This is a genomic window from Paenibacillus macerans (assembly GCF_900454495.1).
GTDB lineage: Bacteria > Bacillota > Bacilli > Paenibacillales > Paenibacillaceae > Fontibacillus > Fontibacillus macerans.
The window spans coordinates 1,933,943-1,960,058 of sequence record NZ_UGSI01000002.1; the positions used below are offsets into that span (position 1 = coordinate 1,933,943).

Sequence of the window (26,116 nt, forward strand, 5' to 3'; positions counted from 1 at the left end):
TTTCAGAGTGTGTAGAAGGAGCACACTCTGCGTTTTTGTTGGAGGCAGCGGAAATAACGGTAAAAAAGGGGCTCAACCTAAAGATCGGTAAAAATCGGTGCTTGACTAGTGTTTTACTCTCGGATGATCAAGCTATCTGGAACATTTTCTACGCTAACGGTTGTCATCGCGCTTCATCGAGCGAAAAAGCAGTGGTTTCTTTTTTAAAGGTTGTCATCGCGCTTATTTAGGCGAAACCGCCACCTTACCGCCAGAAAAACGGGAAATAGGCCCGCTGGCAACCGTTACATTTTGTATCCGTTCGTTTTTGCCCAAATAGCATCGCCTCACAACCGTTAGATTTTTTTGCGCTCTTTTACGCTTTCGAACTTGTCCTGCGGTTAAGCGCCAATTTTTGTTTTGAGCCCTATATTTACCGCTATATTTGGTAATAGAAGCTGCACATCAAAAGACCGTCGGAGCAAATTTCCCCGGCGGCCTTTTTTACCGCTAGCTTACGATTGCGAGTAATTTTTTAATTCCTCATTTAATACAAAATCCCCTTGCCCATCCCTCAAAAACGGCAAGACATTAATGACGGCGCTCAGGTTTAATTCGCCATAGATATGCGGATAAACTTGCCCATAGTTGCCGGTGTCTTCCCATTTAATCGGGGCTTCGACTTTGCCGGTGTCAATGCACAAGAGAAGCAACGGTTCATGCATATCCTTGAAATTTGGGGCGACCCGCCAAAAAGTTTCAATCGAAGAACAGTGGATAAATCCATCGCGCTCAATCGATTGTTTTCCGTAATATAAACGATCCTTGACCTCCTCCCATGTTGTTTGCTGCAAACAATGCAATATGACCATTTTACGCTCCTCTCTTATAATGAAATATATAGTAAAATAGTTTAAATCAAGGAATCATCTTTATATTCTTCCATCAGCTATGAAAATACCCTTCTGCTGAATATTACAAAAAAGGGGCAATATTAAAATGCTTAGGAAAATCTTCACCCTGTTTATGCTGTGTATCCTATTTACCGGGTGTACTGCAAAAGAAGAGCAAGAGCAAGCCGATGTCACTTTAAAAGTTCTTGCTTGGAATGAAACCGTCTTTAATCGGCAATACGGTAATTTTTTTCTGGCGACGCATCCGAATTACACCTAATAAAAGTCTTTTTGATCAATACGGGATTGCATACCCTCATGATTTTATGACTTGGGAAGAGATGTTCAAGTTGGCGGGGCAGTTTCCTGCGGTTAATGAAAATAACGAGCCTCAATACGGGCTTTATCATAAAGACTCGCCCAATCCTTTTATGATGGCGTTGAAAGTCGGGGAATCCAGCGGTTTGTCTTTTAATAATAGCGAGCATATTACCTTAAACACTGAATCCTGGAAGCGAATTTTCGAAAATGTCACGGATTGTTTTAAAACCAAAGTTTGTTACGATCCAAGCCGGATCAAGGCGGATGACTCTATGCAAAAGGAAGCATTGGAGTTAAGGGCGTATCCTTTTTTGCGCGGAGATATAGCGATGGCTTTGGACGAATCTACCTTATATAGAACATTAATGAGTAGAAGCGACGAACCAGGGGCAAAGCCGCTGGCATGGGAATGGGGAATGGTGACTCTTCCGGTCAGCGCGAACAACCCTCATATGGGGAATGGTGTTTATATGAACGATATTTTTGCAATTCCCTTGGAGATAAAAGAAACTAAAGGGGCGCTGGAATTCATTCAATATATTTGCGGTGAAAATTACGCCAAGTTATTGCCGCAAATCAACATGACCGATCTGCCGGCGCGGCCTAATCCGGACGCGATGGATGAACCGTTGAAATCCTTTTACAAACTCGAACAGGTTAACGTTACGCTTATTAATCAATTACGCAAGTTCCCCGCTTCCTTTTTGCCAAAAATAGATGAAATCTCGCAGAAGCATATGGAAAAAATCATGTCGGATCAGAGTACGGTTCGGGAGTCGCTTCAATCGATGGAAGAGGAGCTTGAACAGGCGCTTAGGCAATCGGGCAACTGAATGATTTGACAGTAGATAAAACAGAGACGAATCCTTTAAGCGGGAGGGGTTTCTGTTTTTTTATTAGCCTTAGAATCGGCGCTTGACCGCGGGACAAGTTCGATAACGTAAAGAGCGCGAAAAAAATCTAACGGATGTAGCAGTGGCTATTTTACGAAAAAAGGCCTTTTCTAAATTCTAACGGTTGTGAGCGTTGTTATTTGCCTGAATCTAAGCCAAAATAGCCGGATTTAAGTGAAATTAGCACGATGGCAACCGTTAGAATTTGAAATCAACGTTTTTGGAGCAAATAGCGCTTGTGGCAACCGTTAGCGCAGAAGATGTTCCGGTTAGCTTGATCATTCGAGATTAACACGTAATCAAGCACCGTTTTTTAGGTTGAGCCTCATCTTAAACTTAAATTTTTTAAGTTAGACGTTACATGGCAAAGCGCTTTATTTATTTTTTCAACCTAGAATGGTACGTAAATTGAATATTTAATGAAATATAAGGGATATATTTTCATTTTTTGCGAATGATCTATAATCAACTTAAAAGGAAGGAGGGGAGCTGCATGGATGAAATCGACCTGCAGATTTTGCAAATCTTAAAAGCCAACAGCCGCACTACCAGTTCCGATATCAGCAAAATGATACATTTGTCCGTTCCTTCCATCGCGGAAAGAATCCGGAAACTGGAGAAAAACGGGGTGATCGATCAATTTACCGTCAAGCTGAACCGGCGGGCGATCGGGCAGCATTGTACCGTGTACATATTTGTGCAGCTGAACGGTTCGGCGGAAACCCAAAAATTTCGTGAAGCCGTCGTTCAATCGGAGCATGTGCTGGAATGCCATCACACCTCCGGAGAATACGACTATATGCTAAAAGTGGCGCTTGCGGAAATTTCCGAACTGGAGGGGTTCATCATGCACACTTTAAAAGCTAACCACAATATCGTCAGATCCAACACCGTGTTCATTCTCTCCACATTGAAAGAAGAATAGGAGAGTGAACGGTATGGTTTGGGAATGGTTGCTCAAAGGCGTATTATTAGGGCTTGCGATTGCCGCGCCGCTGGGGCCGATCGGCATTTTTTGCATTCAAAAAACATTGTCGTCGGGATTTAAAAGCGGACTGTTTAGCGGTCTGGGGGCGGCGACGGCAGATGCCATTTACGGGAGTATCGCCGGGCTTGGCCTTTCCTCCTTCATAAGTTATTTGATGGGGTATAAAGCTCTTTTTCAAAGTTTAGGCGGATTATTCATTTGTTACCTCGGCTTCAGATTTTTTATTAACCCTCCACAAGGCCAGCTCCAAACCCAACCGGTGCAAAAAAGCTCGCTAAACTCCTATACCGCAACATTCCTTCTCACTTTATCCAATCCGGTGACGATCGTATCATTTCTCGGGATTTTCAGTGTTTCCGGCGTTGTTTCTTCATCGGCCGGCAGCAAGGCGATTCCTTTACTGGTTGGCGGTGTTTTTCTGGGATCGGTGCTTTGGTGGCTTTTTCTGGTGAGTGCGGTAAGTTTCTTGCGTGCAAAAATGCTAAATGGTCCCGGGCTGTCTATATTCAATAAACTGTCAGGCCTCGTTATGTTAGGGTTTGGCGTTAGCGCGTTCATACAATTAGTAAAAGGGTAACAAGCCCGGAAAACCCGTTGCCGCGTCCCTGACAACGTGCAGTCAAGGTTGGCGGCCAGAAAAAAAATTCAATAAAACGCGGCTTGACGTACCGTTTCAACAGCGCTATAGTATGTAAATGCTCTAATATTTAAGTTCTAAATTAATTATTAGTTAAATAATTTTGGAACTACCAATTGTCGTTTGAACTACCTCTAAGAACGAAGGGAGGAGGAATGCATGGTCAAAAAGGAAGAGTTGTTCGAAGTGACCTCGATGTTCCGCACTCTGCTCAAATCGATCTCACAGGAGTGGAACAAGCGCGGCAGGGAATATAACCTAAGTTTCCCGCAATACAAAATGCTGTATATTCTGGATATGTCGGGAACGCAAAAAGTATCACAGCTCGCAGAGTGCCTCGGAATCACACCGGCGGCGATTACGGGGATTACCGACAAGCTGCTTATGGAGGGTTATGTCAAACGCGAGCGCGCGGAAAATGACCGCAGGGTTGTGAATATTTCGATTACTGAACTGGGCCAAGATATCATCCGGCAAGTGAACGAAAACCAAAAGGAGATGATTGACGGGATATTCAATCAGCTCCAGGAGGAAGATTTGCAGCATTTGCGGCGGATATTCGCCCTATTGCTGGCGAGCTTAGAGCAAACCAAAAATTAATGGAGATGAAACAGACAACGATGGAACACCTTTCAATAAAGCGGAAAATCACGATCATGATCGCCATTATGGCGGCGATGTTCTTCGCCGCGATCAACCAGACGATCGTAAGCACGGCGATGCCGCGGATTATTTCGATTCTTGACGGCATGGACTATTATACCTGGACGATCAACATTTACTTGTTAACCTCGACGATCGCCACCGTTCTGGTCGGCAAGCTGTCCGATATTTACGGACGGAAGCCTTTTTTGCTGATCGGGATATTATTTTTTATGGTCGGGGCCTTCCTGACCGGGACTTCATCCAATGTGTTTCAGTTTATCGCTTACCGGGGGATTCAGGGGATCGGCGCCGGGATTATTCAATCAACGGCCTTTACGGCGGTCGGCGATTTGTTCCCGCCGCGTGAACGCGGCAAATGGATGGGCCTGATGACTGCGGTGTTCGGCTTCTCCAGCGTACTTGGGCCGACGCTTGGCGGATATTTGGTCGATCATATGGATTGGCATTGGCTGTTCTGGATTTTCCTCCCGCTCGGCATTGTGGCTTTCTTTATGATCCTTTCCCTGTTTCCGAAAATGGAACGCGGCAAGTCGCAAGCAATCGACTACCTCGGTTCGCTGTTCATGACGACAACGCTTGTGCCGCTGCTGCTCACATTCTCATGGGGGGGCACGGAATATGCCTGGAATTCGGCGCCGATTATCGGTTTGATCACGGCCACGGTGATTTCCGCCATCATTTTCATATTCGTTGAATCCAAGGTAAAAAATCCGATCCTGCCGCTTCGTTTATTCAAAAACAGCATCGTTACCATCTCAAATATTATCGGTTTCCTGATGAACTTCGGGATGATGGGGGCGTTGGTCTATCTGTCCTTTTTCGTGCAAGGCGTGCTTGGCATTTCGCCGACCTATGCCGGTTACGTAACGATGCCGATGTCGATCGTGATGGTCGTATCCAGCGCGATTACCGGGCAGTTGATTGCTAGAAAAGGAAAATACAAATCGTTTGCTTTGATTGGGGTGCCGATCATGATTGCCGGCATGGCCATTATGGTCTTTATGAACAACGTGCCGCTGGCCGTGCTGAGCATGATCGTGTTCGGCTTCGGGCTTGGCCTGGGGATGCCGGTATTCTCGCTCGCTGCGCAAAACGCGGTGCCGCATCAGGAGCTTGGGGTCGTCACCGCTTCGACGCAGCTGTTCCGTAACCTCGGGGGAACGATCGGGATCGCGGTCATGGGGATGGTGATGTCCAACAACTTGACGAAAAATTTGAAAGCGGAGATGCAGTCCGCTTCCGCTCCGGATTTGAGCCAGGTGGATCCGAAAATGTCCGAGCAGATTCTGGCCTTTGCCAATCCGCAGACCTTGATGAACAAACCGCTGCTGGAGCAAACGCAGGCCGGCCTGCCCGCCGATGTGCAGCCGCTGTTCGCGCAGATGATTCAAGGGATCCGCGATGCGCTCGGCACGACGTTGTCCACGGTGTTTTTGACCGGGACGCTCGTACTCGTGGCAGCGTTTATTCTGGTGTTTCTCCTGAAGGAGCTGCCGCTGCGGTCCACGAACCAGACGCCAAGCCCATCGGCCGCCGCGAGCGGCGGACCGGAAGGCGCAGTTCAAACCGCCGCCCCAAATCAAGCGTAAATAGGTTTTTGCATACGGAAGAGAGTCACGTCTTTTTGAGACGCGGCTCTTTTTTTTATAGGTATTTTTCTTAATTTTATTTTGTTGAGAAATTGTCTAGTTCTATTAAATATATGTATACTTGATGTAACATATATCATATACATACTCGAGGAGAATAAGATGAATGTTGTCCTAATCGATGATGAGAACTTGGCTTTGAATTATTTGGAGCATCATTTGCAAAGTATATTCGGGATTCATGTCGCCGGCAAGTTTATCAACCCGGTCGAGGGCAAGGAATTCATTCTGCGAACGGACATCGATGTCGTGTTTTTGGATATTCATCTGCCCGAAATTAGCGGCATTGAACTGGCAGGGCAGCTGCTGCAGTTTAAGCCTAGGCTTAATATCGTCTTCGTTACGGCTTATGACGACTATGCCGTTAAAGCTTTTGAGTTAAACGCGCTTGACTATGTCATGAAACCGCTGCGAAAAGAACGTCTGACGATCACCCTGGAACGAATCCGGGAGCGCCTGGAAGGAGTTCCGGCGGCGCCGCCCGCGGCCAAAGAAGAGCTGCACGTAAGCTTGTTTCAGCAGCTGTAAATGACAGCGAAGGGCCGTACGTTTGCGCCGATCCGGTGGCGAACGTCCCGGGCTCAGGAGCTGTTCCTTTATATGCTGCAGCATCGCGGCCAGCTTGTGCGAAAATCGGCCTTGATCGAATTGCTCTGGCCGGAATACGAGCCGGGCAAAGCGTATTCCCAATTATATACGGCAATTTACCATATCCGGAGAACCATTGAGCCCTTTGGTCCTTATTTTCATATTTCGAATGCAACGGACGGGTACGTGCTGAGCCTGGAGTGTGTACGGCTGGACGTGGAGGTATGGGAACGTTTCATCCTTTCGGGGTATCCGGTGAACGAAGCAACGATCGGCGAATACGAAGGAGTCATGGACTTGTATCAGGGAGATTATATGCAGAATTATGAGTACTGGTGGGCGGAGAGCGAAAGATTCCGGTTAAAGATGCTATGGCTCCGCGCCTCATTCCAAATGGCCGAGTGGTACGATTCCAGCGGATACCGGGACAAAGCGGTCGAAAAATATCTCGAAATTTGCAACCGGTATCCCTTGGCGGAGGAAGCGCATTTTGCGCTGATGAAGATTTACGGCTCGCTGGATAATCACCTTTCCGTCCATCGTCAGTACCGTTTGTTGACCGCGATTCTGGCGGAGGAATTAAACGAACGGCCAAGTCCATACATAATCGAGTGGTACCGGCAGTGGGCCGGCGAAAACAAAAGGGCTCTCCCTGAACAGCTTTAAGCTGGGGGAGAGTCCTTTGAACTATATCGGAATGCAAAAACGCACGGTCGTTCCTTGACCGGGGGCGCTTGCGATTTCCAAACGGCGGCCGTACAGCTGCGTAAGGCGCCGATCGGTGTTGCGGAGGCCAACTCCCATGCCGCGATGATCCGGCGAAGCGAAGATCTGGCGGATTCGTTCTTCGCTCATGCCGAGGCCGTCATCGCTGACGCACACCTCATATTCGCCGGCCAAACGCTTGATGCGAATCATCACTTGGCCGCCGCGGGAACGCTTAAGAATACCGTGATTCACGGCGTTTTCCACCAGCGTTTGGATGGACAGCGGCGGCAGGAAAAAGTGCAGATCCGGGTCCAATTCCCACTGTACCTGAAGCCGTTCGCCAAATCGTTCCTTCTCGATAAACAGATACGAGCGGACCAGGGAAAGCTCGCGGTAGACTGGAACCTCCAAGTCGAAATTGTGAAAATCGAAGCTCGTCCGTAAATAGTTGCTGAATTCCTCCAGCAGCGCCTGCATTTTGGACAGATCCATGGTTGCCAGCGCGGCGATGGAATTGATTGTGTTGTACAGGAAATGCGGTCTGATTTGGGCTTGCAGCCAAGCCGCTTCCAGGCGCAGCCGCTCTTCGATCGACAGCTTCAATTGCGTTAATGCCTGAACCCGCGACTTTAATTCCCAGGAATCCACCGGCTTGGTGACATAATCGTTGGCGCCCGACTGAAAGCCGGTAAAAATATCCTCCGCACGATTCCGCGCCGTAAGAATCAGGATCGGCAACTCGGAGATTGAAAACCGCTTGCGAATCGCCCGCGTCAATTCGTATCCCGACATGCCGGGCATCATGACGTCCGTAATGATGAGATCGAACCGCGCGTTGTCGACAAGGGGCAGCGCTTCGTCGGCGCTTGCGGCCGTAGTGATGTTATATTGGACCGGCCCGAGAATGTCCGCGAGGATTTTCAGATTCAGCAGGTCGTCGTCTACGATAAGTACCTTCGGTTTGTTGCCCGCCTCAAGCGGATGCTCCGCGTCCCCTCCGGACTCATTGCCCTGCGCGCTTCGGTTCCCGGCTTCATCGGCAAGCGCCGCCGCAGTTTTGGCATAAGAATAAAAAGGGACATGGGCGGGAACTGCTTGCTCCGAAGCCTCGCCGTCTTCTCCGGCAGCCGGAAGCGTAAAGGTGAATTCCGATCCTTGGCCGAGAACGGACCGCACCGTAATCGTCCCGCTGTGAAGCTCCACCAGCTGCTTGCAGATGCTAAGGCCCAGTCCGAACCCCCCGCCGGCTCTTGCAGCGGTTGAATCCCCCTGCTCATAAGGCAAAAAGATCCGCTGCAGGGTTGTCTCATCCATACCGATCCCCGTATCCTGGATGCGAATATAAGCCATACCGTCCACGACTTCCGCATCCAAGGAAATTTTCCCGCGGTCCGTGAACTTGATCGCATTGTGCAGCAAATTGAACAAAATTTGAATGAGCCGGTTTTCGTCCGCTTTTACGGCGGGAAACCGGTCCGAGATATTCACCTCAAGTTCGATCGTTTTACCGTTTAACATGAACCTGAGCATTTCAAAAATACCGCCGATAACGGATTGGAGGCGAACCGGTTTGATTTGCAGCCGGACGGTGTTTTGCTTCAGCCGGCCGATGTCCACCAGGTCGTCCAGCAGCAGCGACATGCGTCTGGCAACGGACAGCTGTATTTCCAGCCTTTGGCGATGCTCTTCGCTCGTCTGGTGAACCGGATCGTCCAGCACGCTTTGCGTAATATTCATAATCCCGTGCAGCGGATTTCGCAGTTCATGCGACGTATTGACGAGAAAATCGTCTTTCTGCCGGTTGGCCAGCTGCAGTTTGTCGGCGAGCCGCTTCGTTTGCGCCGTCGCCTTGAAAAACCGCCTGAACCAAAAGGCCGCAAAGGCCAGCATGGTAAAGATCAGGTCAAATGGATAAAACGTCATTTCAACGGAAAGCTTCGCCGCCGCAACGATCCAAACGATATTGTTTCCAAGAATGGTGCAGGCCAGCAGCAGGAAGAAGACATCCTTCTGCTTTCGGGCGGCGGCTTGCAGTATGTAAACGGCGATCGAGACGGACAACAGCAAAATCGGCGCCAAAAAAATTTTTTCCGACGGAATGACGTACTTTGACGGAGCGATCAGCACAAACAGCGCATAACATGAAGTAAAATAGGCAAACCAGCGAACTATTTTCAACTGGCCGTATTCGGGAAACATGTTTTTGATGAACGGCGGGATGAAGGAAACAACCCCGACATAAGACAACAGGACGATTTTAAGGTCGGCTTCATACGGCATGGACGGCAATAATATGAACAAAATCTTATCGTCAACGCCCAAAACGCTGATCACCGCGCACACGATGACCGCCGAAAAGTACAGCAGTCCCTTATTGGCCGCTCCCAAAAAATACAGCATTACGGCGTACAGGCCATGCACCAGAAAAACAACGCTAAGCAAGCCTTGCAGTGCCATGGAAAGCGTGGTTCGCTGATTGATCGCATCCAGCGTGCCGAACCGGATCGATTTGGTAATTCCTCCTTTTCCGGCATGGTTTGCGGCCTGAATCACGATTTCGTAGGAATCGCCGCCTTTGGGAAGGTTTATGGTGTAAGGACGGTGCCCCGGCTTGTACGACTCGCTTTGAGCCGAAGGGTTTCCTTTGCCGCCGGCGGGTTGTCCATTGACATAAACGGCGGAGGCCCGCGTTATTTCGGCGATTCGCAGCGCGAGCGTTTGGGAAGCCGGTTCGTCCAGGAAAATCCGCAGCCGGTATGTTCCGTAAGTATACCTCCCCTGCTGATCGTCCGGAAAATATTGATCCCAAGCGCCAGGCACCGGAATAAAGACTTTCCCGGAGTTAGCGGATACAGGGCTCGTCGGGGCCGAATCCAATGCCGAATCCGGTACGGATGTCAGCCTTTGATTCGGATAAAATTCCCACTCCCCGTTCAGTGTGATCGTATGGTTTGGGGGAAGCTTCCATCCCCGCAAATCGAGAATGCCGTTTTCGGCCGCCACCGGTTGCTCGATCGTTTGGTGGAAGCTGTTCCAGGTAACCCGGATTCCGTTGATCGCGGCAATAACAAGCAAAATCATGAATATCTGTTTTTTGTACGTTCTCATAATCTATGAAGATTCGACATTTGCGGCGGAAATCCTTTTGTCCCTGCTTGACGGCGGGCGTAAAACCGGGGCTATATGGGATAGTTTTTGAATTTATTGCGCATTTCCGTTTGTTTATACAAGCAAAAGCGGATGATGTCGGAACGAAAGGTGTCTTTGATTTCGACAAACTTCAGGGCAATGCGGTATTTCTGATCGGTATGTCTTGTGCAGCTGATTATTTTACCGGTAAACGGAATATGCTTCTGGTGGATGTTCGTTCTTAAATATACGGACCCTTGAACTTCTTTGCTTGGTTCCAACGGATCCGGACAAAGAAACGAAAGACCGCCTCCGCTGATGTCGAGGGTGGTCAAAACTAGCGGCTCATCCTTGCCGGCGGCGCGGTCAGCCGGTTTCGGCTGCAGCTTTAATTCGATCTCCAGAGCAACGCGAAAAAAATGGCGGTGCTGGTTTTTTTCCCGTTCGGTTTGAAGATGTCTCAAATATGCGAAATCGGCATCATCGCCTTCGCCGATGTTCATTGCGGCCCCTCCTTTTTCGTCTGTTTCATTTGGAAGCTGCAGACTATACTCTAGTAGACCATACGAAACTCGACAATTTCTAAAAAACGATCCGGCGAGCCGGCGTTGCGTGAATGGGGACGTTTTTTTTGATAAAATTACATGTGTCATTCATGTACATTTCAATTTAAAGGAAGTAATGTTAATGAACCATACGAAAGTGGCGGTTATCGGCAGTCTGAATATGGATATCGTCGTGGAGACCCCGCGTCACCCGCGGGTGGGAGAAACGCTGCTTGGCGACCGGGTCCGGTTTGTTCCCGGAGGAAAAGGAGCCAATCAGGCGGTTGCGGCGGCACGCCTCGGGGCGGAAACCGCGATGATCGGAGCCGTGGGAGACGACGCTTTTGGGCTGGAGCTGCTGAACGCTCTAGGGCGGGACGGTGTTGACGTAACCGGCGTAAAACGCCTGAGCGGGACGGCGACGGGCATCGCTTCGATTTATGTGGGCGAGGGCGATAACAGCATCGTGGTGGTCCCCGGGGCAAACGACCGGGTGGGGCCGGAGGACATCGACCGGAACGAGGCGAAGCTGAAGGAGGCGGACATCGTGCTGCTGCAGCTGGAAATTCCGGTCGAAACGGCGCTATACGCCGCCCGGAAAGCGAAGTCGCTCGGGAAAACGGTCGTGCTGAACCCCGCCCCTGCGCAGCCGTTGCCGGAAGAGCTGTTTCGCTGCGCCGACTTTATGACGCCGAACCGGACCGAGCTGAGCGGCTATACCGGCATTGCCGCCGACGGAACTACGCTTGGTGCGGCCATGCGGCGCTTGAAGGAGCTGGGAGCCGCCAACGTCGTTACGACGCTGGGGGCCGGCGGATCGGCTTATTTGGACGAAAGCGGCGAGGTGCGTTTCGTTATGGGCCATCCGGTGCCGGTGATCGATACGACGGGGGCGGGCGATTGCTTTAACGCCGCGCTGGCCGTTTCGATCGCGCGGGGCCGGAGCCTGCGGGAAGCGGTCGAATACGCCGGGCTGGCTTCCGCGCTGGCCGTTACCAAATTCGGCGCCCAGGCGGGGATGCCTACCCAGGAAGAAGTCCGCATGTTTGCGGCCGAGCGGAATGCTGGCGGGTGACTTCCTCCAGGGCTACTGGTCTCTTAGCAGGGCCCCTTAGTAGGGCCCCTTAGTAGGGTTCCTTAACAGGGTCCCTTAACAGGGGCCCTTAGCAGGCCTTGGAGGTAGCCCGTTCCCATGGCCGTCCGAGAAAAAAATCCAACGGTTGTGAGCGTTGTTATCTGCTCAAATCTGAGCCCAAATTGCCGGGTTCAAGCTAAATAAGCGCTATGGCAACCGTTAGAATTTGAAAACGGCGATATTGGAGCAAATAGCGGCTGTGGCAACCGTTAGCGTAGAGAAATTTAGCGTAGAAGTTAGCGCAGAATTTAACGTAGAAGGTTAGCTTAGAAGTTTAGTGCAAAAAATATGGAAAGGATGCGAATGTCGGATGGATTCAGCAATGGAAAGCCGGATTGCCGTGAAGCGTATTTACGAAGCGCCTGCTTCGGGGGACGGGTACCGCATTTTGGTGGACAGGCTGTGGCCGCGCGGCTTAAAGAAGGAACAGGCCGCGATCGACGAATGGATGAAAGCCATCGCGCCCAGCCCCGAGCTTCGCAAATGGTTTAATCATCAGCCGGAGCGTTTTGCGGCTTTTAGCGATAGCTATGTCCGGGAATTGGAGACGGACCCGGAGCGGGCCGTACTTGCGGCCCGCATCCGCGAGTTGGCGGAGAAGCAGCGTGTGACGCTCGTTTATGCCGCCAAGGATCCGGTCTGCAATCATGCGGTTGTACTGCAGAGCTGGTTAACCGGCTAAGCGGGTTATCAGTGTCTCAAATACATATCGGTTGTATGGACCGTCTTTGTGAAGGACGGTTTCATTGCTCTGGGCGGCACGCCTGCACAAATGCTTTAAAAAGCCGAAAGCTGCTGTCGTCGATGTTATAGTTGAATTCCGGATGCCACTGCACGGCCAGGACAAAGCTTTTGTCCGGCATGACGACCGCTTCGATCAGCCCGTCCTCCGCAACTGCGGCGGCCATAAGCTGCCCTGACAATTTTTTGATCCCCTGGTGATGGTAGCTGTTGACCTTCAAGGACTCGGCCTGCACGATCTCATACAGGACATTTCCTTTTTCGATGTGAACGTCGTGGACGGGGATGGTGTATGGCGGGGTTTGCTTATGCCCGATCCGCACGCCGCTCAACCGCAGCGCGGGAAGGTCCTGGTACAGCGTCCCGCCGAGCAACGCGTTAAACAACTGCAGGCCGCGGCAGATGCCGAAGGCGGGCTTATCCTGCTCGATCGCCCGGTTAAACAGCAGCTTTTCCATAACGTCTCTTTCCTCGCACCTTGCCCCGCACACCGGCTCGACCTTCTCCCCGTAAATTTCAGGGCTAACATCATGCCCGCCCGTAAACAAAAAACCGTCAAACGTTTCGGCTATGGCTACAATGGTTTCCGGGTCCGTCGTTAACGGAAGCATAAACGGAATCCCCCCGGCTTCCTCGACGCCTTTCATGTAACCGGGCAGCATCCAATAGCTATCCTTCTCCTCGTCGTACAACGGCAAAACCCCGATCAGCGGTTTTTTCATATAAATGCCCTCCCCACCCCTATAAGGGTTGAATCTGTGAATTTAGTGATATTATACATGATTAGGATCGATTACTCCTTGCAAATAGGCAGGAAGAACTAGAGGATTTGTCGAAGGTCAATTATTAATAGTTCCATCCATAGGAGAGTACTAAGCAAGAGGACTTTATCTTGCAGTGTTAAGCCATTTACAAAATTATCGTTGAAAGGTGAATTATTATGGAAGATCAGGCCAAATTGCGCAAAAAAGAATATACCGACTGGTTAAGGCGGAAGAAGAAGGCGGATGGGCAGCCTTATTCTGAAAAAACCGTTAGCCAATATGTTACCTACTTAGCTACTTCCCCTGCTAAGCTTACTAATATTGAACTTGAGACTACCAATGTATTCGAAGTCGCTGATGCCGACCAATACCGGAACATGAAAATAGCTATGGAGCAGGCGGAAAATTTTGTACTGGTAAATGAAAGAGGCGGTAACAAAGCATTTCAATATGGCCTTAAATACTATGAGGAGTTTCTTCGGGAAAGAGGGGATGGATTGAGTTTCCAAGTTGTTGCCAGTAAAGAGACCGGTCACTCTGATGATAATGCAGGATCTTTTGTAGCAGATTCGGAACAGCATCGTCTTCTGGACAAAAATATCATTTTATACGGACCGCCGGGAACCGGCAAAACTTATCACACCGTTCTGTATGCAGTTTCGATGATTGAAAACAAGCCTCTTAACGTCGTTCTCGAAGAAGCCGAGACGGATGGATACGATCAAATTAAGGCTCGCTATGAGGCGTATCAAGAAAAAGGGCAGATTGCGTTTACGACTTTTCATCAATCCTACGGTTACGAAGAGTTTATCGAAGGTATCAAACCGCAAATGGCATCCGGCGGAGAAACGGCAACGGATTCGGGGAACGGGGAAGTCGTTTACGATATTGTGCCCGGCTTGTTTAAAAAGTTCTGTAAAAAGGCGCAAAAACTTATCGTTCAGGACGGCAACGGCTACGGAATTGGTAAAGAACCGACGATATGGAAGGTTTCCTTGGGAGGTTCCAGGGAGAATCCGATTAAGCGGGATTGCTTCAATAATGACCGGATCCGTATCGGCTGGGATTCTTACGGTGAAATTTTGAGCGAAGACACGGATTACCGGCATGGCGGAAAGGCAATCCTTTCCCGTTTTATTGACGAGATGAAGAAAGGAGATATTGTTCTCGTTCTTCATGATGAAGAGACGATTGATGCGATCGGCGTCGTCACAGGGGAGTATGAGTGGCTGGAAGACATGGCGGAATACAAGCGTTCCCGCAAGGTGAACTGGTTAGTCAAGGATATCCGGGAGAACATTCTGGAACTCAACGGAAATAAAGTGATGACGCTAGGCTCCGTCTACCGGTTGAACCGAATTACTTTATCGCACGTGCTTGCCATTCTGGGAAAACAGAAAGATAATCACGTCCATTCGGTCGTCCAAAAAAATAACAACAATTATGTCTTTATCATCGATGAGATCAACCGCGGCAACATCTCCAAAATTTTTGGCGAACTGATCACCCTTATCGAACCTACGAAACGGATCGGGATGCCGGAAGAACTCATGCTGGATCTTCCGTACTCGCATGAGTCTTTTGGCATTCCGAATAATGTTTATCTGCTTGCTACCATGAACACGGCGGACCGTTCCATCGCCCGGTTGGATACGGCGCTGCGGCGGCGGTTTTCATTTGCCGAGATGATGCCGGAGCCTGAACGTCTTGGCTCTATTGAGGTCGATGGAAAACTGTTGAATCTGGCAACGATGCTGGAAACGATGAACCGGAGAATCGAAGCGTTGTACGATCGTGAGCATACCATTGGGCACGCATACTTTTTGAGTTTGTACGAGGAGCCTACGCTTGGGAAATTGGGACATCTTTTCGAGCATACGATTATTCCTCTGCTTCAAGAATATTTCTACGACAATTACGAGAAAATCCGCCTTGTGTTGGGGGACAACAACAAGCCGAAGCCGGAACAATTTATCGTCGTAAACAAGGTGGATATGAAAGAGCTGTTCGGCAAACTGGACGAAGTAGATCTAGAAGAGTCTATTACTTACGAAATCAATCGCGATGCATTCCGCCAGTTAGGTGCTTATTTAAAAATATACGACTATAACAACCTGGATTAGGTGCGCTATGAGCATGAAACTATTCAGTAACAGCAGGAAGATTAACAAGGTTACGTTAAAAGAGTATGGAACTTTATGCAAAAATCCCGACGGAACTGCACTTGGATATCAGTGCATAGCCGAGCCGGCCTTTGACCGCCTGGAACGTATTGTGCTGGAAAGCAGAGGAACAAGCACTATGACGGATGCTCTTGAACTGATGACCGTGGGGAGCAGGAGAGGGATCGGCAAAATCATCAGCGCCAAAAACCATGTGGGCGTGATCGCCATGACCGATGGCACTCAAATCGAAATCCTGCCCAAAATATACGCTCGGGATGATGAAAGCTCCATAACACAAACGAAGAGCATCTTTATCGATATGTTGAGGTCCGTCAACGATATACCGAATAAACATTATAATCCGACCGGCCTCGGCGCGGAGAAAAACCATCTGCTGGACATTTTCATTCGTATGTTCATCGAAGAGGCTGCGGCCTTAGTCAAACGCGGCTTGAAATCCGATTATTCGGTGCATCAAGACAATGAACGCTTCTACAAGGGAAAGCAACTCTTTTCCCAGCATATGAAGCATAATGCCGCCCACAAAGAACGCTTTTATATCGAATATGACGAGTTCAGTCTTAACCGGCCGGAAAATCGGCTGATCAAGACAACGGTGGAACTGCTGCTTAAGGTTAGCGGCCATCCGAATAACCAAAAGGACCTTTATTCTTTACTGGGGGCGTTCGACAGCGTGGAGAGATCCGTGCATCCGGAGCGGGATTGGGCTAGTGTATCTACAGATCGGAATATGAAAGAATATCAGACGATATTGGAGTGGTGCCGCCTATTCTTAGCCGGTCAAAGCTTCACGCCATTTAGAGGAGGCAGTGCCGCCTATGCGCTGCTGTTCCCGATGGAAAAAGTATTTGAACGTTACGTGGCCGGACTTTTAAAAAAAGTGCTCGCAGATCCCCGTATCCATGTGAAGACACAGGATCGGTCTTATCGTCTGTTTGACAACCCGCCAAGGTTTCAGTTGAAACCGGACATTGTCGTACAAGGCCCGTCCGGAGTTGTAGTACTGGACACGAAGTGGAAGCTCCTTTCCCCTGGTTCGGACTTCGGCATTACGCAAGCGGACATGTACCAGGCATATGCTTACGGCAAAAAGTACGGTGCGGGCAAGGTATATTTAGTTTATCCTTGGACGCCTAAACTATCGGGAACCGAGCAGCCTATCAAATTTGATAGCGGAGATGGCGTGGAGGTACGGATTGCTTTTTTGGATTTGAGTTTGGGGAAAGCATGTGTGGATGGGCTGGTAGATGAATTGCTGAATGAGATTGCCGATATGTAGGAGTATGTCATATTAGGTAGTCCGTAGTATAATTGAACAAGAACCTTCGTAAAAGGAGATAGACATGATAACTGGTGAATTAAGACAGAAAGTAGATCGGATTTGGGAGACCTTTTGGACTGGCGGTATTACCAATCCATTAAGCGTAATCGAACAGTTTACATATTTGTTGTTTATTAAGGACTTGGATGAAGCGGAAACCCGCAAGGAAAATGAATCGATGCTACTATCCGTGCCGTTTGCCCGCATGTTTCCGAGTGACAAGCAGCATTTGCGCTGGAATCAATTCAAGAATTTTGACCCGCAGCGGATGTATGATGTCGTTTCGAACGAAGTATTTCCGTTTATTAAATCGCTTCATGGAGATAAGGATTCGGCTTACGCCAAATACATGGGCGATGCGATCTTTATGATCCCAACCCCTAATATGCTTGTTCGTATTATCGAAGGAATTGATATGATCGATATGAAGGACAGGGATACAAAAGGGGATTTATACGAGTATCTGTTGTCCAAGGTGGCTACCGCCGGGACAAACGGACAATTTCGTACACCAAGACATATTATCCAAATGATGGTCGCTTTGATGAAACCTAAGCCAGAGGATATCATTTGCGATCCGGCGGCCGGTTCGGCAGGTTTTCTTGTCGCTGCTGGTGAATATTTGCGTGAAAATCATGCCGATCTTTTCCTTGTTCAAGGATTAAAAGAGCATTTTAACAATCATATGTTCCACGGCTTCGATATGGACCGCACGATGCTGCGCATCGGTGCAATGAATATGATGCTGCATGGAGTGGATAATCCGAATATCGAATACCGTGATTCCTTGAACGAAAATAATACGGACAAGGATAAATATACATTAATTTTAGCCAATCCGCCGTTTAAAGGTTCGCTTGATGCGGATTCCGTATCCGCCGATCTGCTTCGGGTGACACGCACGAAAAAGACCGAGCTGTTGTTCCTTGCCCTCTTCCTGCGGATGCTCAAGGTGGGCGGACGCTGTGCTTCCATTGTCCCGGATGGTGTCTTATTCGGCAACAGCACGGCGCATAAAGCGATTCGTAAGGAAATTGTGGACAATCACAAATTGGAAGCCATTATTTCGATGCCGAGTGGTGTGTTTAAACCCTATGCAGGGGTTTCAACGGCAATCATGATCTTCACTAAAACCGGCGCAGGTGGAACGGATCATGTTTGGTTCTATGATATGAAAGCTGACGGTTATTCGCTTGATGACAAACGGAGTCCGATTGAAACCAATGATATACCGGATATTATAGAGCGATTTAGCAATGTGGATGCTGAGAAGGATCGTAAACGCACGGAACAATCTTTTTTGGTTCCGGTAGATGAGATTCGTGACAATGCTTATGATCTTAGCATTAATCGTTATAAGGAAACGGAATATGAGGAAGTTCAGTATGAGGATCCGAAGGTGATTCTGGCTTCGATCAAGCAACTGGAGAAAGAGATTACTGAGGGGCTTGAGGAATTGGAGGCGTTGTTTGGGTGAGAAAACAAAGAATTGGCGAGTTATTTTCTATTTCTAAGGGTAAGAAATATGATGAAAATGAATTAAATGACACTAATGAAATGGTTCGGTATATACAGATTGACGACTTGCGTAACGATGAAAATATAAAAATGGTAAGAAAAGCTGCATCTGGCGTATATGTAACACCGAATGATATATTAATCGCATGGGATGGTGCGAATGCAGGTACGGTTGGGTATAACCTTTCTGGAATAATTGGGAGTACGATAGCGGCATTAAGACCAAAAGATAATAAAGACTGTATTTCATATATTGCAATGTTTCTTCAGTCAAAGAGCTCTTATCTTAGAGAAAACTGTACAGGGGCAACTATACCTCATATTCAGAAGAAAGTTTTAGAAAATATAGAAATTCCTTTGCCGACATTTGAGCAACAAAAATTAATCGCTGATGCTTTAGAAAAAGCTCGATCTTTAATTGAAAAACGCAAACAAGCAATAGCTAAACTTGACGAATTAGTTCACGCTGTTTTTTTGGATATGTTTGGTGATCCAGTTGGAAATACAAAGTCTTGGAAGACCGGCAAACTAAGTGATGTCTGCACTTTGATTACCGATGGAACTCACCATTCGCCAGAGCCCAAAACAAATGGAGTACCATATGTTACAGCTAAACATGTTAAACCAAACAGAGTGGACTTTTTTTCTAACCCAACTTACATTTCTGTAAGTGAACATACCGCAATTTATAAACGATGCCCTGTAAAAAAAGGAGATATTTTATATATAAAAGATGGTGCCACGACTGGTATTGCCGCCATTAATCCATATGACTTCGAATTTAGTATGCTGTCTAGTCTAGCTTTGATTAAAATAAATATTGACCTTATAACTGCGCAATTCTTGGTGAGTTATTTAAATGATCCACGAGTGAAACAGGTAGTTACAAATAACATGTCAGGAGCGGCAATTAAACGTATTACTTTAGCAAAAATTAATGAAATAGAGATGCCAATTCCAGATATAGATGTTCAACAAAAATATTCATTGATATTTGAACAATATCAGTCCCAAAAAGAATTACAAATGAAGTCTCTCCAACAACTAGAATCCAACTTCCAGGCACTTCTGCAAAAAGCCTTCAAAGGTGAATTGACAGTGAAAGATGGTGTAATGGTCTAGATGGGCGATATGCAGCTATCGAATTTTGGTTTTCTCAGTGAAAATAAAACCTATGCCAGCTTTGCCGGTGCCTGTATTGAGGCGGAAAAGGCGTTGGTCGTCAGTCCGGCGACTTGCGCCATCCTCAGCCGTCGGGCTTTGGAGCTTGCCGTCAAGTGGTTGTTTACCTACGATAGCGACTTGAAGGTACCTTATCAAGATAACTTGTCCAGCTTGATCCATGACGTGACTTTTCTTCGCGTCATCGATCAGGCTATGCTGCCTCAACTGAAATACGTTACCAAGCTGGGCAATCTGGCTGTGCATTCAAATGCAACGATCAGCCGCGGTGAGGCTGTCCTGTCTCTTCGCAACTTGCATAACTTCATCAGTTGGATCGATTATTGCTATTCGGCCGAGTATACGGCAAGAAGCTTTGATGAGCAACTATTGATGGAAGAAAACAAGTTGCAAGAGAAAGTAAGACCTCAGGAACTGCAGGATTTGTATGACCGGTTGGGTTCGAAAGACCGCAAGCTGGAAGACTTGGTGAAAGAAAATGAAGAACTTCGGAAACTCCTTACGGAACGCCGGGCTCAAAATACGCAGGAATATCATTTCGTGCCGGATGAAATCAGCGAATACGAGACTCGTAAACGTTACATCGATATCGAGCTTAAGCTGGCCGGATGGACGTTCCAAAAAAATGTGCTGGAAGAGTTTGAAGTACAGGGGATGCCGAATGGGCAGGGCATCGGTTATGTGGATTACGTGTTGTTTGGTGAGAACGGGAAACCCCTTGCCGTTGTGGAAGCAAAACGTACAAGTGCAGACCCCAATATAGGAAAGCAGCAAGCGAAGCTCTATGCCGATTGCCTGGAGCAGCGATACGGTCAGCGACCTGTCATCTATTATACGAACGGTTTTCGTACGAACTTCTGGGACGATCTGCATTATCCCAGCCGAGTGGTATCCGGTTTTGCCAGTCAGGATGAATTGCAACTGCTGATCAACCGCCGCTTGATTCAGAAGCCGTTGCAGGAAGTCCAAATCAACGACAATATCGTAAATCGCCCTTACCAGCATGAAGCGGTGCTTTCGGTTTGCGACGCGTTAAACAAAGGGCAGCGAACCGCCTTGCTCGTTATGGCGACAGGCAGCGGCAAGACTCGTACCGCCAGTGCGATTGTCGACGTGTTAAGCCGCTACAACTGGGTGAAAAATGTACTGTTTCTTGCGGATCGCACAACGCTGGTACGCCAAGCCAAAAACAGCTTCAGTCAATATTTGCCCGAAATGACACTGTGTAATCTGCTCGATAGCAAGGATAATCCAGAGACAGCCAGAATCGTATTCTCGACCTATCCGACGATGATGAATGCGATCGATGAGGCTAAACGGAAGGACGGCAAAAAGCTGTTCACGGTGGGGCATTTTGACTTGATCATTATTGACGAGTCGCATAGAAGCATATATAAGAAATATCAGGCGATTTTCGACTATTTTGACGCCATACTGTTGGGCCTGACGGCAACGCCTAAAGATGAAGTCGACAAAAATACATACGATGTGTTCCAACTGGAAAATGGGGTCCCAACGTTTGCTTATGAATTGGAGCAAGCTGTTAAGGAAGGATACTTGGTCGATTATCGTACGGTTGAAACAACGACCAAAATTATGGATGATGGCATCCGCTATGATGATCTGTCCGAGGCTGAAAAAGAACAATACGAGGAAGTACTGTTGGAAGATGAAGAAGAAGAACCGCGGGATATTGACAGCGCGGCGATTAATGAGTGGTTGTTTAACGAGGATACGATCGACCGTGTACTTCAATTTGTCATGGAGCGGGGATTAAAGGTCGAAGGCGGCGACAAATTGGGCAAAACGATCGTTTTCGCCAAAAACCATCGTCATGCGGTTGCGATCGTGGAACGATTCGATGCTTTGTACCCGGACTTGAAAGGGCATTTTGCTCGGGTCATAGATATTAAAACGAATTATTATCAAACTCTGATCGATGATTTTTCCATGTGGAGCAAGCTGCCGCAAATTGCAGTTTCCGTTGATATGCTGGATACTGGCGTGGACATTCCTGAGGTCGTCAATTTGGTTTTCTTCAAGAAAGTTCGCTCGAAATCGAAATTTTGGCAAATGGTGGGTCGAGGAACGCGGTTATGTAAAGATCTGCACGGCATTGGCGAAGATAAGAAAGAATTCCTGATCTTTGACTTCTGCCGTAACTTTGAATTTTTCCGGGCAAACCCAAAAGGGAAAGAAGCGGGGATTGTTCAAACCCTATCCGAGAAATTGTTCAATGTTCGTGTGCAGATTGTTCGTGAACTCCAACAACTTCGGTTTCAGGAACCGGAGTATATCTCCTATCGCACGGATATGGTGGAATTGTTAAAAGAAAACGTGAATGCGCTTAATGAGGAACTTTTCCGCGTCAGACAGCACATTGAATACGTCCATAAATATAAGAATGATGGCGCATGGCGCTCGTTAACCGATACCGATATGGGCGATTTGAAGGAGCATATTGCACCGCTTGTCGTTTCTTCCAGCAATGACGAACTGGCCAAGCGATTTGATCATTTAATGCTGGTCATTGAACTGGCCAAGCTTCAAGGAACGGGGGCTGTCAGACCGATTCGCAAAGTCATCGAGACTGCGGAAAGTCTCTCCAAGTTGGGCACGATCCCACAGATTGTCGCCCAGCGAAGTATCATAGAGAAGGTTAAGACGGCGGAATTCTGGGAAGAAGCGGACATCTTCGAAATGGAGAAGGTACGGGAAGCATTGCGGGAACTCATTAAGTTTCTGGAACGCGAAACGCAGCAAATTTATTATACTAATTTTAAAGATGAGTGGCTCGGTGTGGAAGAAAGCCGCGGATTTTACAACACGAACGACCTGCAAAATTACCGCAAAAAGGTTACCCATTATTTGCATGCCAACAAGGATCAGCTCGCCATTTATAAACTTCGCAACAACAAACCGATCACGAAACAAGACTTAAAGACGCTCGAACAAATTTTATGGAAAGAGTTAGGGACAAAAGAGGATTATGAGCGTGAATATAAAGACTTACCGGTAACCAAGCTTGTACGAAGTATCGTGGGTCTTGATCAGGAGGCCGCGAACGAAGCTTTCATGGAGTTTCTCCAAGAAAATCGGCTGAATGTCAATCAACTGCGGTTTGTAAAGCTCATTATCGAATATGTCGTTAAAAACGGGATGATCGAAAAATCCGTTCTTCAAGAGGAGCCATTCCGTACGGTTGGCAGCATTGCGGAGCTGTTTAGCAATAATATGGACGACGCACGAGCAATTATCGGCATTATTGATGCTATCAATAAAAATGCAGAAGTCACCGGAGCATAAAACAGGTTTTGAGACCAGGCTGTTCAAGACGACGATATTCGTCGTCTCTTCATCATTTTCTGCGTGCTGTACAGGAATTTGAATCCATATGTAGATGAGTTCGGTCAATATTTCAAATTCGGAATCGATATGGTTGACAAAAGCAAATTAAAACCGGGTGATACCTCTCAGATCAATTATTTGTTTGGCAAAGGCGAAAGAATTTGAAATCGTCATACGAGAAATATGTACGGATTCTGCATTGAGGCAGAAAGTTGAAAATAATCTTCAGGTATTTAAAATCGAAGGAGTTATATAATCATCATAAAGATCATGTGCTTGATTCGATTAGAAAAAAGGTCGTTTACTCAGAATCACAAGTTGATGAATTGTATAGTCGGTATAACGGTCTGCTCTTCTCTAGCCGTGAAGATGTGATCCAAATGATTACATCAAACTACGTTGGGTATGAAAATCTAGATAAAAGGGGGTGAGCCAAAATTACACAGGATATTTGCGAAGAGTTGAAACTATATATTTTGTAGTTTTTAATGTAGGAAAGGTGAATAAATGAAAAGTTACACGGCACTTCAAACCATCTGCATCATAGTGTTTATTTTAGCGGTTTGTATTCTGGTTGCCGGATGCTCCGGCTCGAGGGGGGCAAAGGAAAAACAGGTGAAAAAAGAGCTGGCCCAAATGGCTCAAAATTACGTCATGGAAAAGTACGGGATGGACGATGCGAAAGTGGTGGAAGTGAAGTTGTCCTATGCCGGGCTGAACGGGCCGATTCCCGTTTTCAAGCGTGAAGTCCCCAAAAGCGGAACGGTTACGTTGGAGTTTAACGGTACCTCTTTTCGAGTGTTGGCCGGCCCCACATGGAACCGGTACAGCGATGAGTTAAAAAATGTGCTTTCGGACAATTATCAAGCCGAACGGATCAAAGCCGATATTCAAGAGCAGCTGATTGACAAATTTAAAGTAACGGATGAGTATTACGTCCAAAAGTACAGCATCTCCAGCGAACTTGACCATGGAGGTATCGATTATTTTACGCTGAAGCAAAAATATGACGGGGATTTGAAGACATTTTTGCAGAACAGCCATTTCGGCTTGGAACTGGAGATTTTCTTCAAAGGCGGCAAGGCGAATCAGAATCAATATTACGATAACACCATGGAACTGTTTCACCAATTGGCAAGACATTTCAGCAACGGGGAAAGCGAGATTTCCCTATACGTCAACAAGGAAGACAAATATATGGACGCTAGAATGAAGGAAATTCTGGACATCAGAAATCCCCAAGCGCTCGATCCGATTATTTATGGCCCCGCGTATAATTACTGCAGGATCAGCGGTGAAATTCATAACACCAAGTACATAGAACGTATCAAAAAAGAATTTCCCGAAAGCGACATGAAGCCGCTGGAAATGAAAGAAAACCGTTTTGAATATGTAGATGTCGGAGAGGGGATCAGCCTGGCCTCCATGCTGGAGAATGTAGAATTCCAAACCTCCGAAGACGTCGTTTTTTCCGCTCGTCCGCTGACGGAAGACGATTCCTTTACAAAGGCCGATTATAGTGCCCTGGATCCGGACAAAGAAGATCAGTTTGACTACAAGCTGCTGAGCGATAACGTTTACCGCGTGAGCTATCCCAAGCAAGAATATAATGGCAACGAAGTAGACTGGGATGATCCGATTGCCGTAAAAATAAACCGAAGCCAAGTGCCCCAATCGGCCGATCGACTTTTTCTGGTTCACGGTGGAGTATCCGATGAAAACTCCGGGAATTTAATCATCGATCTGGATGATCCGAACTTTCTTACCAGCGCTGATTCCTGGATCGCCCCTGCGAGGACGGACAGCGATTTTGTGATCGTTTACCGGTCGAAGAAGTGAGCGGGGATCGACTAAATTATTGTGAAAGGGTCAGGTGCGCCAAATGAATAGATCCGGTGGAGTTTCAAGTTGCTTTCAATCGCGCAACCGGGGATGAAATTATTTCGATTGCGGCGGATGAAAAGGGGACGATCATGGTCGTGTACGATTATTTGAACGTTACCCGCGATTACGGGAAAAGTTGGGTATCTTACCGGATTCCTACCGATGAAATGTATCGGATTCACTATGTCAACCCTACACGATTGAAAACGTCCAATACATAAACGGACAATACGTTTTGCTCGCTAAGGCATTTAGTGACCGGAGCAAATTGTTCACCTCTTCTAACGGGATGGATTGGTACGAAAAAGCGGAGATTCCTTTAAACATCTACTTCATAACCTGGAATGGAAAGATATATTCCGCTTTCGGCGGCGGGTATACCTTTTATACGAAGTCAAAAACGCATTCCAAAAATCAATTTATCGTGGATGCCGATAAGAAAAGGTATGCGGAAATGATTGTTTACAGTTCAAAGGACCTTCAAAATTGGATCATGCAATCCGCCAACGTTAAGTCAGACTTGAGATACTCCTTCGCAGTCAATGATGTTCCAAGAAATAATTATAGCTATCAGCTTGAGAAACCGGTCACCGACGGCACCGTTACCTTGTTCGACGACTTCGGCAACCGATTGACCTCAAAAAACGGGACAACCTTTACTGTGCAGAACATTAAAAAAACGTTGGACACCAATTATTCCCGTTCCCCAATGCTCAAAATCGGTAAGAATTACATGATTTTTGCACAATATTGGTTTAGCCCGGGGGGTGTACGTTCCAAAATACTGACCTCAACCGACCAAATCCATTGGAAAACGACCAACCTGGATAAGTCTTTACCGAATGCCATGTCGGTTATTCAAGCAGACTCAAAATTAACCGGTTATGGAGATGGAAGTAATGTTGTTATTTCGAATGACGGCTTCCATTGGACGAAAATTCGCTAAATAAATTATGATAGCGTTCGTGTCTTGGTATCCCTGCATGCTCTGCATGCTGCTTTGCACGATTATCCCTCTTGTTCAGGGGGTAGAGGGGGGGG

Annotated in this window: 21 protein-coding genes; 17 read left to right on the top strand and 4 right to left on the bottom strand. The window is 47.4% G+C overall.

From position 1 onward, the window contains the following. Nucleotides 1–494 precede the first annotated feature (494 nt). A complete protein-coding gene (locus DYE26_RS31905; RefSeq protein ID WP_036620794.1) occupies nucleotides 495–851 on the bottom strand; it encodes a DUF952 domain-containing protein in 357 nt (118 codons plus the stop codon). Nucleotides 852–1,087: 236 nt separating this feature from the next. Between DYE26_RS31905 and DYE26_RS31910 the strand changes: the two genes are divergently transcribed. From DYE26_RS31910 to DYE26_RS34750, 7 genes are all read left to right on the top strand, one after another. Beyond that, the gene (locus DYE26_RS31910) at nucleotides 1,088–2,026 is read left to right on the top strand and encodes an ABC transporter substrate-binding protein (RefSeq protein ID WP_127463438.1); all 939 of its coding nucleotides are present in this window, start codon (nucleotides 1,088–1,090) and stop codon (nucleotides 2,024–2,026) included. Nucleotides 2,027–2,579: 553 nt separating this feature from the next. Next, nucleotides 2,580–3,011, top strand: a complete 432-nt coding sequence (locus DYE26_RS31915; RefSeq protein WP_036620800.1) for an Lrp/AsnC family transcriptional regulator — start codon at nucleotides 2,580–2,582, stop codon at nucleotides 3,009–3,011. Between the two features lie 13 nt (nucleotides 3,012–3,024). Then, nucleotides 3,025–3,651 (top strand): LysE family translocator, encoded by a 627-nt coding sequence (locus DYE26_RS31920; RefSeq protein WP_036620803.1) that lies wholly within the window; start codon nucleotides 3,025–3,027, stop codon nucleotides 3,649–3,651. Between the two features lie 219 nt (nucleotides 3,652–3,870). Further along, nucleotides 3,871–4,311, top strand: a complete 441-nt coding sequence (locus DYE26_RS31925) for a MarR family winged helix-turn-helix transcriptional regulator (protein ID WP_036620806.1) — start codon at nucleotides 3,871–3,873, stop codon at nucleotides 4,309–4,311. A gap of 20 nt (nucleotides 4,312–4,331) precedes the next feature. Next, nucleotides 4,332–5,966, top strand: coding sequence for an MDR family MFS transporter (locus DYE26_RS31930; protein ID WP_036620810.1), 1,635 nt, complete (start codon nucleotides 4,332–4,334; stop codon nucleotides 5,964–5,966). Nucleotides 5,967–6,128: 162 nt separating this feature from the next. Next, nucleotides 6,129–6,554: a LytR/AlgR family response regulator transcription factor gene (locus tag DYE26_RS34745; RefSeq protein ID WP_307719332.1), complete on the top strand. Its 426-nt coding sequence runs from the start codon at nucleotides 6,129–6,131 to the stop codon at nucleotides 6,552–6,554. Next, nucleotides 6,555–7,280, top strand: coding sequence for an AfsR/SARP family transcriptional regulator (locus DYE26_RS34750; RefSeq protein ID WP_307719331.1), 726 nt, complete (start codon nucleotides 6,555–6,557; stop codon nucleotides 7,278–7,280). Between the two features lie 21 nt (nucleotides 7,281–7,301). On the opposite strand, the gene DYE26_RS31940 is transcribed toward DYE26_RS34750, so the two are convergent. Further along, nucleotides 7,302–10,403 (bottom strand): hybrid sensor histidine kinase/response regulator, encoded by a 3,102-nt coding sequence (locus DYE26_RS31940; RefSeq protein WP_240534108.1) that lies wholly within the window; start codon nucleotides 10,401–10,403, stop codon nucleotides 7,302–7,304. A 98-nt stretch (nucleotides 10,404–10,501) separates the two neighbouring features. Next, nucleotides 10,502–10,954: a flagellar brake protein gene (locus DYE26_RS31945; protein ID WP_036620815.1), complete on the bottom strand. Its 453-nt coding sequence runs from the start codon at nucleotides 10,952–10,954 to the stop codon at nucleotides 10,502–10,504. A gap of 184 nt (nucleotides 10,955–11,138) precedes the next feature. Here DYE26_RS31945 and rbsK point away from each other — a divergent pair, with 184 nt between their 5' ends. Continuing rightward, nucleotides 11,139–12,071, top strand: a complete 933-nt coding sequence (rbsK, locus tag DYE26_RS31950) for a ribokinase (protein WP_036620817.1) — start codon at nucleotides 11,139–11,141, stop codon at nucleotides 12,069–12,071. A 370-nt stretch (nucleotides 12,072–12,441) separates the two neighbouring features. Beyond that, complete coding sequence (locus DYE26_RS31955; RefSeq protein WP_227872837.1) at nucleotides 12,442–12,813, top strand: DUF488 domain-containing protein; 372 nt, start codon at nucleotides 12,442–12,444, stop codon at nucleotides 12,811–12,813. A gap of 61 nt (nucleotides 12,814–12,874) precedes the next feature. On the opposite strand, the gene DYE26_RS31960 is transcribed toward DYE26_RS31955, so the two are convergent. After that, nucleotides 12,875–13,594, bottom strand: coding sequence for a gamma-glutamyl-gamma-aminobutyrate hydrolase family protein (locus DYE26_RS31960; protein ID WP_036620819.1), 720 nt, complete (start codon nucleotides 13,592–13,594; stop codon nucleotides 12,875–12,877). Between the two features lie 218 nt (nucleotides 13,595–13,812). Between DYE26_RS31960 and DYE26_RS31965 the strand changes: the two genes are divergently transcribed. From DYE26_RS31965 to DYE26_RS32000, 8 genes are all read left to right on the top strand, one after another. Next, nucleotides 13,813–15,759: an AAA family ATPase gene (locus DYE26_RS31965; RefSeq protein WP_036620820.1), complete on the top strand. Its 1,947-nt coding sequence runs from the start codon at nucleotides 13,813–13,815 to the stop codon at nucleotides 15,757–15,759. 178 nt (nucleotides 15,760–15,937) lie between these two features. After that, nucleotides 15,938–17,101, top strand: a complete 1,164-nt coding sequence (locus DYE26_RS31970; RefSeq protein ID WP_051985329.1) for an McrC family protein — start codon at nucleotides 15,938–15,940, stop codon at nucleotides 17,099–17,101. A 64-nt stretch (nucleotides 17,102–17,165) separates the two neighbouring features. Continuing rightward, nucleotides 17,166–18,620: a type I restriction-modification system subunit M gene (locus DYE26_RS31975; protein ID WP_036620821.1), complete on the top strand. Its 1,455-nt coding sequence runs from the start codon at nucleotides 17,166–17,168 to the stop codon at nucleotides 18,618–18,620. Then, nucleotides 18,617–19,783 carry a restriction endonuclease subunit S gene (locus tag DYE26_RS31980; protein ID WP_051985330.1) on the top strand — a complete coding sequence of 389 codons (1,167 nt, stop codon included), beginning with the start codon at nucleotides 18,617–18,619 and terminating at the stop codon, nucleotides 19,781–19,783. Before DYE26_RS31975 ends, DYE26_RS31980 begins: the two co-directional genes overlap by 4 nt. A 9-nt stretch (nucleotides 19,784–19,792) precedes the next feature. Continuing rightward, nucleotides 19,793–23,149, top strand: a complete 3,357-nt coding sequence (locus tag DYE26_RS31985) for a DEAD/DEAH box helicase family protein (RefSeq protein WP_036627763.1) — start codon at nucleotides 19,793–19,795, stop codon at nucleotides 23,147–23,149. Between the two features lie 549 nt (nucleotides 23,150–23,698). After that, nucleotides 23,699–25,030 (top strand): hypothetical protein, encoded by a 1,332-nt coding sequence (locus DYE26_RS31990; protein ID WP_036620822.1) that lies wholly within the window; start codon nucleotides 23,699–23,701, stop codon nucleotides 25,028–25,030. Nucleotides 25,031–25,086: 56 nt separating this feature from the next. Continuing rightward, nucleotides 25,087–25,296 (top strand): hypothetical protein, encoded by a 210-nt coding sequence (locus DYE26_RS31995; protein ID WP_036620823.1) that lies wholly within the window; start codon nucleotides 25,087–25,089, stop codon nucleotides 25,294–25,296. A 14-nt stretch (nucleotides 25,297–25,310) separates the two neighbouring features. Further along, nucleotides 25,311–26,021: a hypothetical protein gene (locus DYE26_RS32000; protein ID WP_127463436.1), complete on the top strand. Its 711-nt coding sequence runs from the start codon at nucleotides 25,311–25,313 to the stop codon at nucleotides 26,019–26,021. Nucleotides 26,022–26,116: the final 95 nt, after the last annotated feature.

What these genes read in the sequence shown, in the direction of transcription:
- DYE26_RS31905 (WP_036620794.1), bottom strand. Translation starts at nt 851, where the DNA reads ATGGTCATATTGCATTGTTTGCAGCAAACAACATGGGAGGAGGTCAAG.
- DYE26_RS31910 (WP_127463438.1), top strand. Translation starts at nt 1,088, where the DNA reads ATGAAACCGTCTTTAATCGGCAATACGGTAATTTTTTTCTGGCGACGC.
- DYE26_RS31915 (WP_036620800.1), top strand. Translation starts at nt 2,580, where the DNA reads ATGGATGAAATCGACCTGCAGATTTTGCAAATCTTAAAAGCCAACAGC.
- DYE26_RS31920 (WP_036620803.1), top strand. Translation starts at nt 3,025, where the DNA reads ATGGTTTGGGAATGGTTGCTCAAAGGCGTATTATTAGGGCTTGCGATT.
- DYE26_RS31925 (WP_036620806.1), top strand. Translation starts at nt 3,871, where the DNA reads ATGGTCAAAAAGGAAGAGTTGTTCGAAGTGACCTCGATGTTCCGCACT.
- DYE26_RS31930 (WP_036620810.1), top strand. Translation starts at nt 4,332, where the DNA reads ATGGAACACCTTTCAATAAAGCGGAAAATCACGATCATGATCGCCATT.
- DYE26_RS34745 (WP_307719332.1), top strand. Translation starts at nt 6,129, where the DNA reads ATGAATGTTGTCCTAATCGATGATGAGAACTTGGCTTTGAATTATTTG.
- DYE26_RS34750 (WP_307719331.1), top strand. Translation starts at nt 6,555, where the DNA reads ATGACAGCGAAGGGCCGTACGTTTGCGCCGATCCGGTGGCGAACGTCC.
- DYE26_RS31940 (WP_240534108.1), bottom strand. Translation starts at nt 10,403, where the DNA reads ATGATTTTGCTTGTTATTGCCGCGATCAACGGAATCCGGGTTACCTGG.
- DYE26_RS31945 (WP_036620815.1), bottom strand. Translation starts at nt 10,954, where the DNA reads ATGAACATCGGCGAAGGCGATGATGCCGATTTCGCATATTTGAGACAT.
- rbsK (WP_036620817.1), top strand. Translation starts at nt 11,139, where the DNA reads ATGAACCATACGAAAGTGGCGGTTATCGGCAGTCTGAATATGGATATC.
- DYE26_RS31955 (WP_227872837.1), top strand. Translation starts at nt 12,442, where the DNA reads ATGGATTCAGCAATGGAAAGCCGGATTGCCGTGAAGCGTATTTACGAA.
- DYE26_RS31960 (WP_036620819.1), bottom strand. Translation starts at nt 13,594, where the DNA reads ATGAAAAAACCGCTGATCGGGGTTTTGCCGTTGTACGACGAGGAGAAG.
- DYE26_RS31965 (WP_036620820.1), top strand. Translation starts at nt 13,813, where the DNA reads ATGGAAGATCAGGCCAAATTGCGCAAAAAAGAATATACCGACTGGTTA.
- DYE26_RS31970 (WP_051985329.1), top strand. Translation starts at nt 15,938, where the DNA reads ATGACGGATGCTCTTGAACTGATGACCGTGGGGAGCAGGAGAGGGATC.
- DYE26_RS31975 (WP_036620821.1), top strand. Translation starts at nt 17,166, where the DNA reads ATGATAACTGGTGAATTAAGACAGAAAGTAGATCGGATTTGGGAGACC.
- DYE26_RS31985 (WP_036627763.1), top strand. Translation starts at nt 19,793, where the DNA reads ATGCAGCTATCGAATTTTGGTTTTCTCAGTGAAAATAAAACCTATGCC.
- DYE26_RS31990 (WP_036620822.1), top strand. Translation starts at nt 23,699, where the DNA reads ATGAAAAGTTACACGGCACTTCAAACCATCTGCATCATAGTGTTTATT.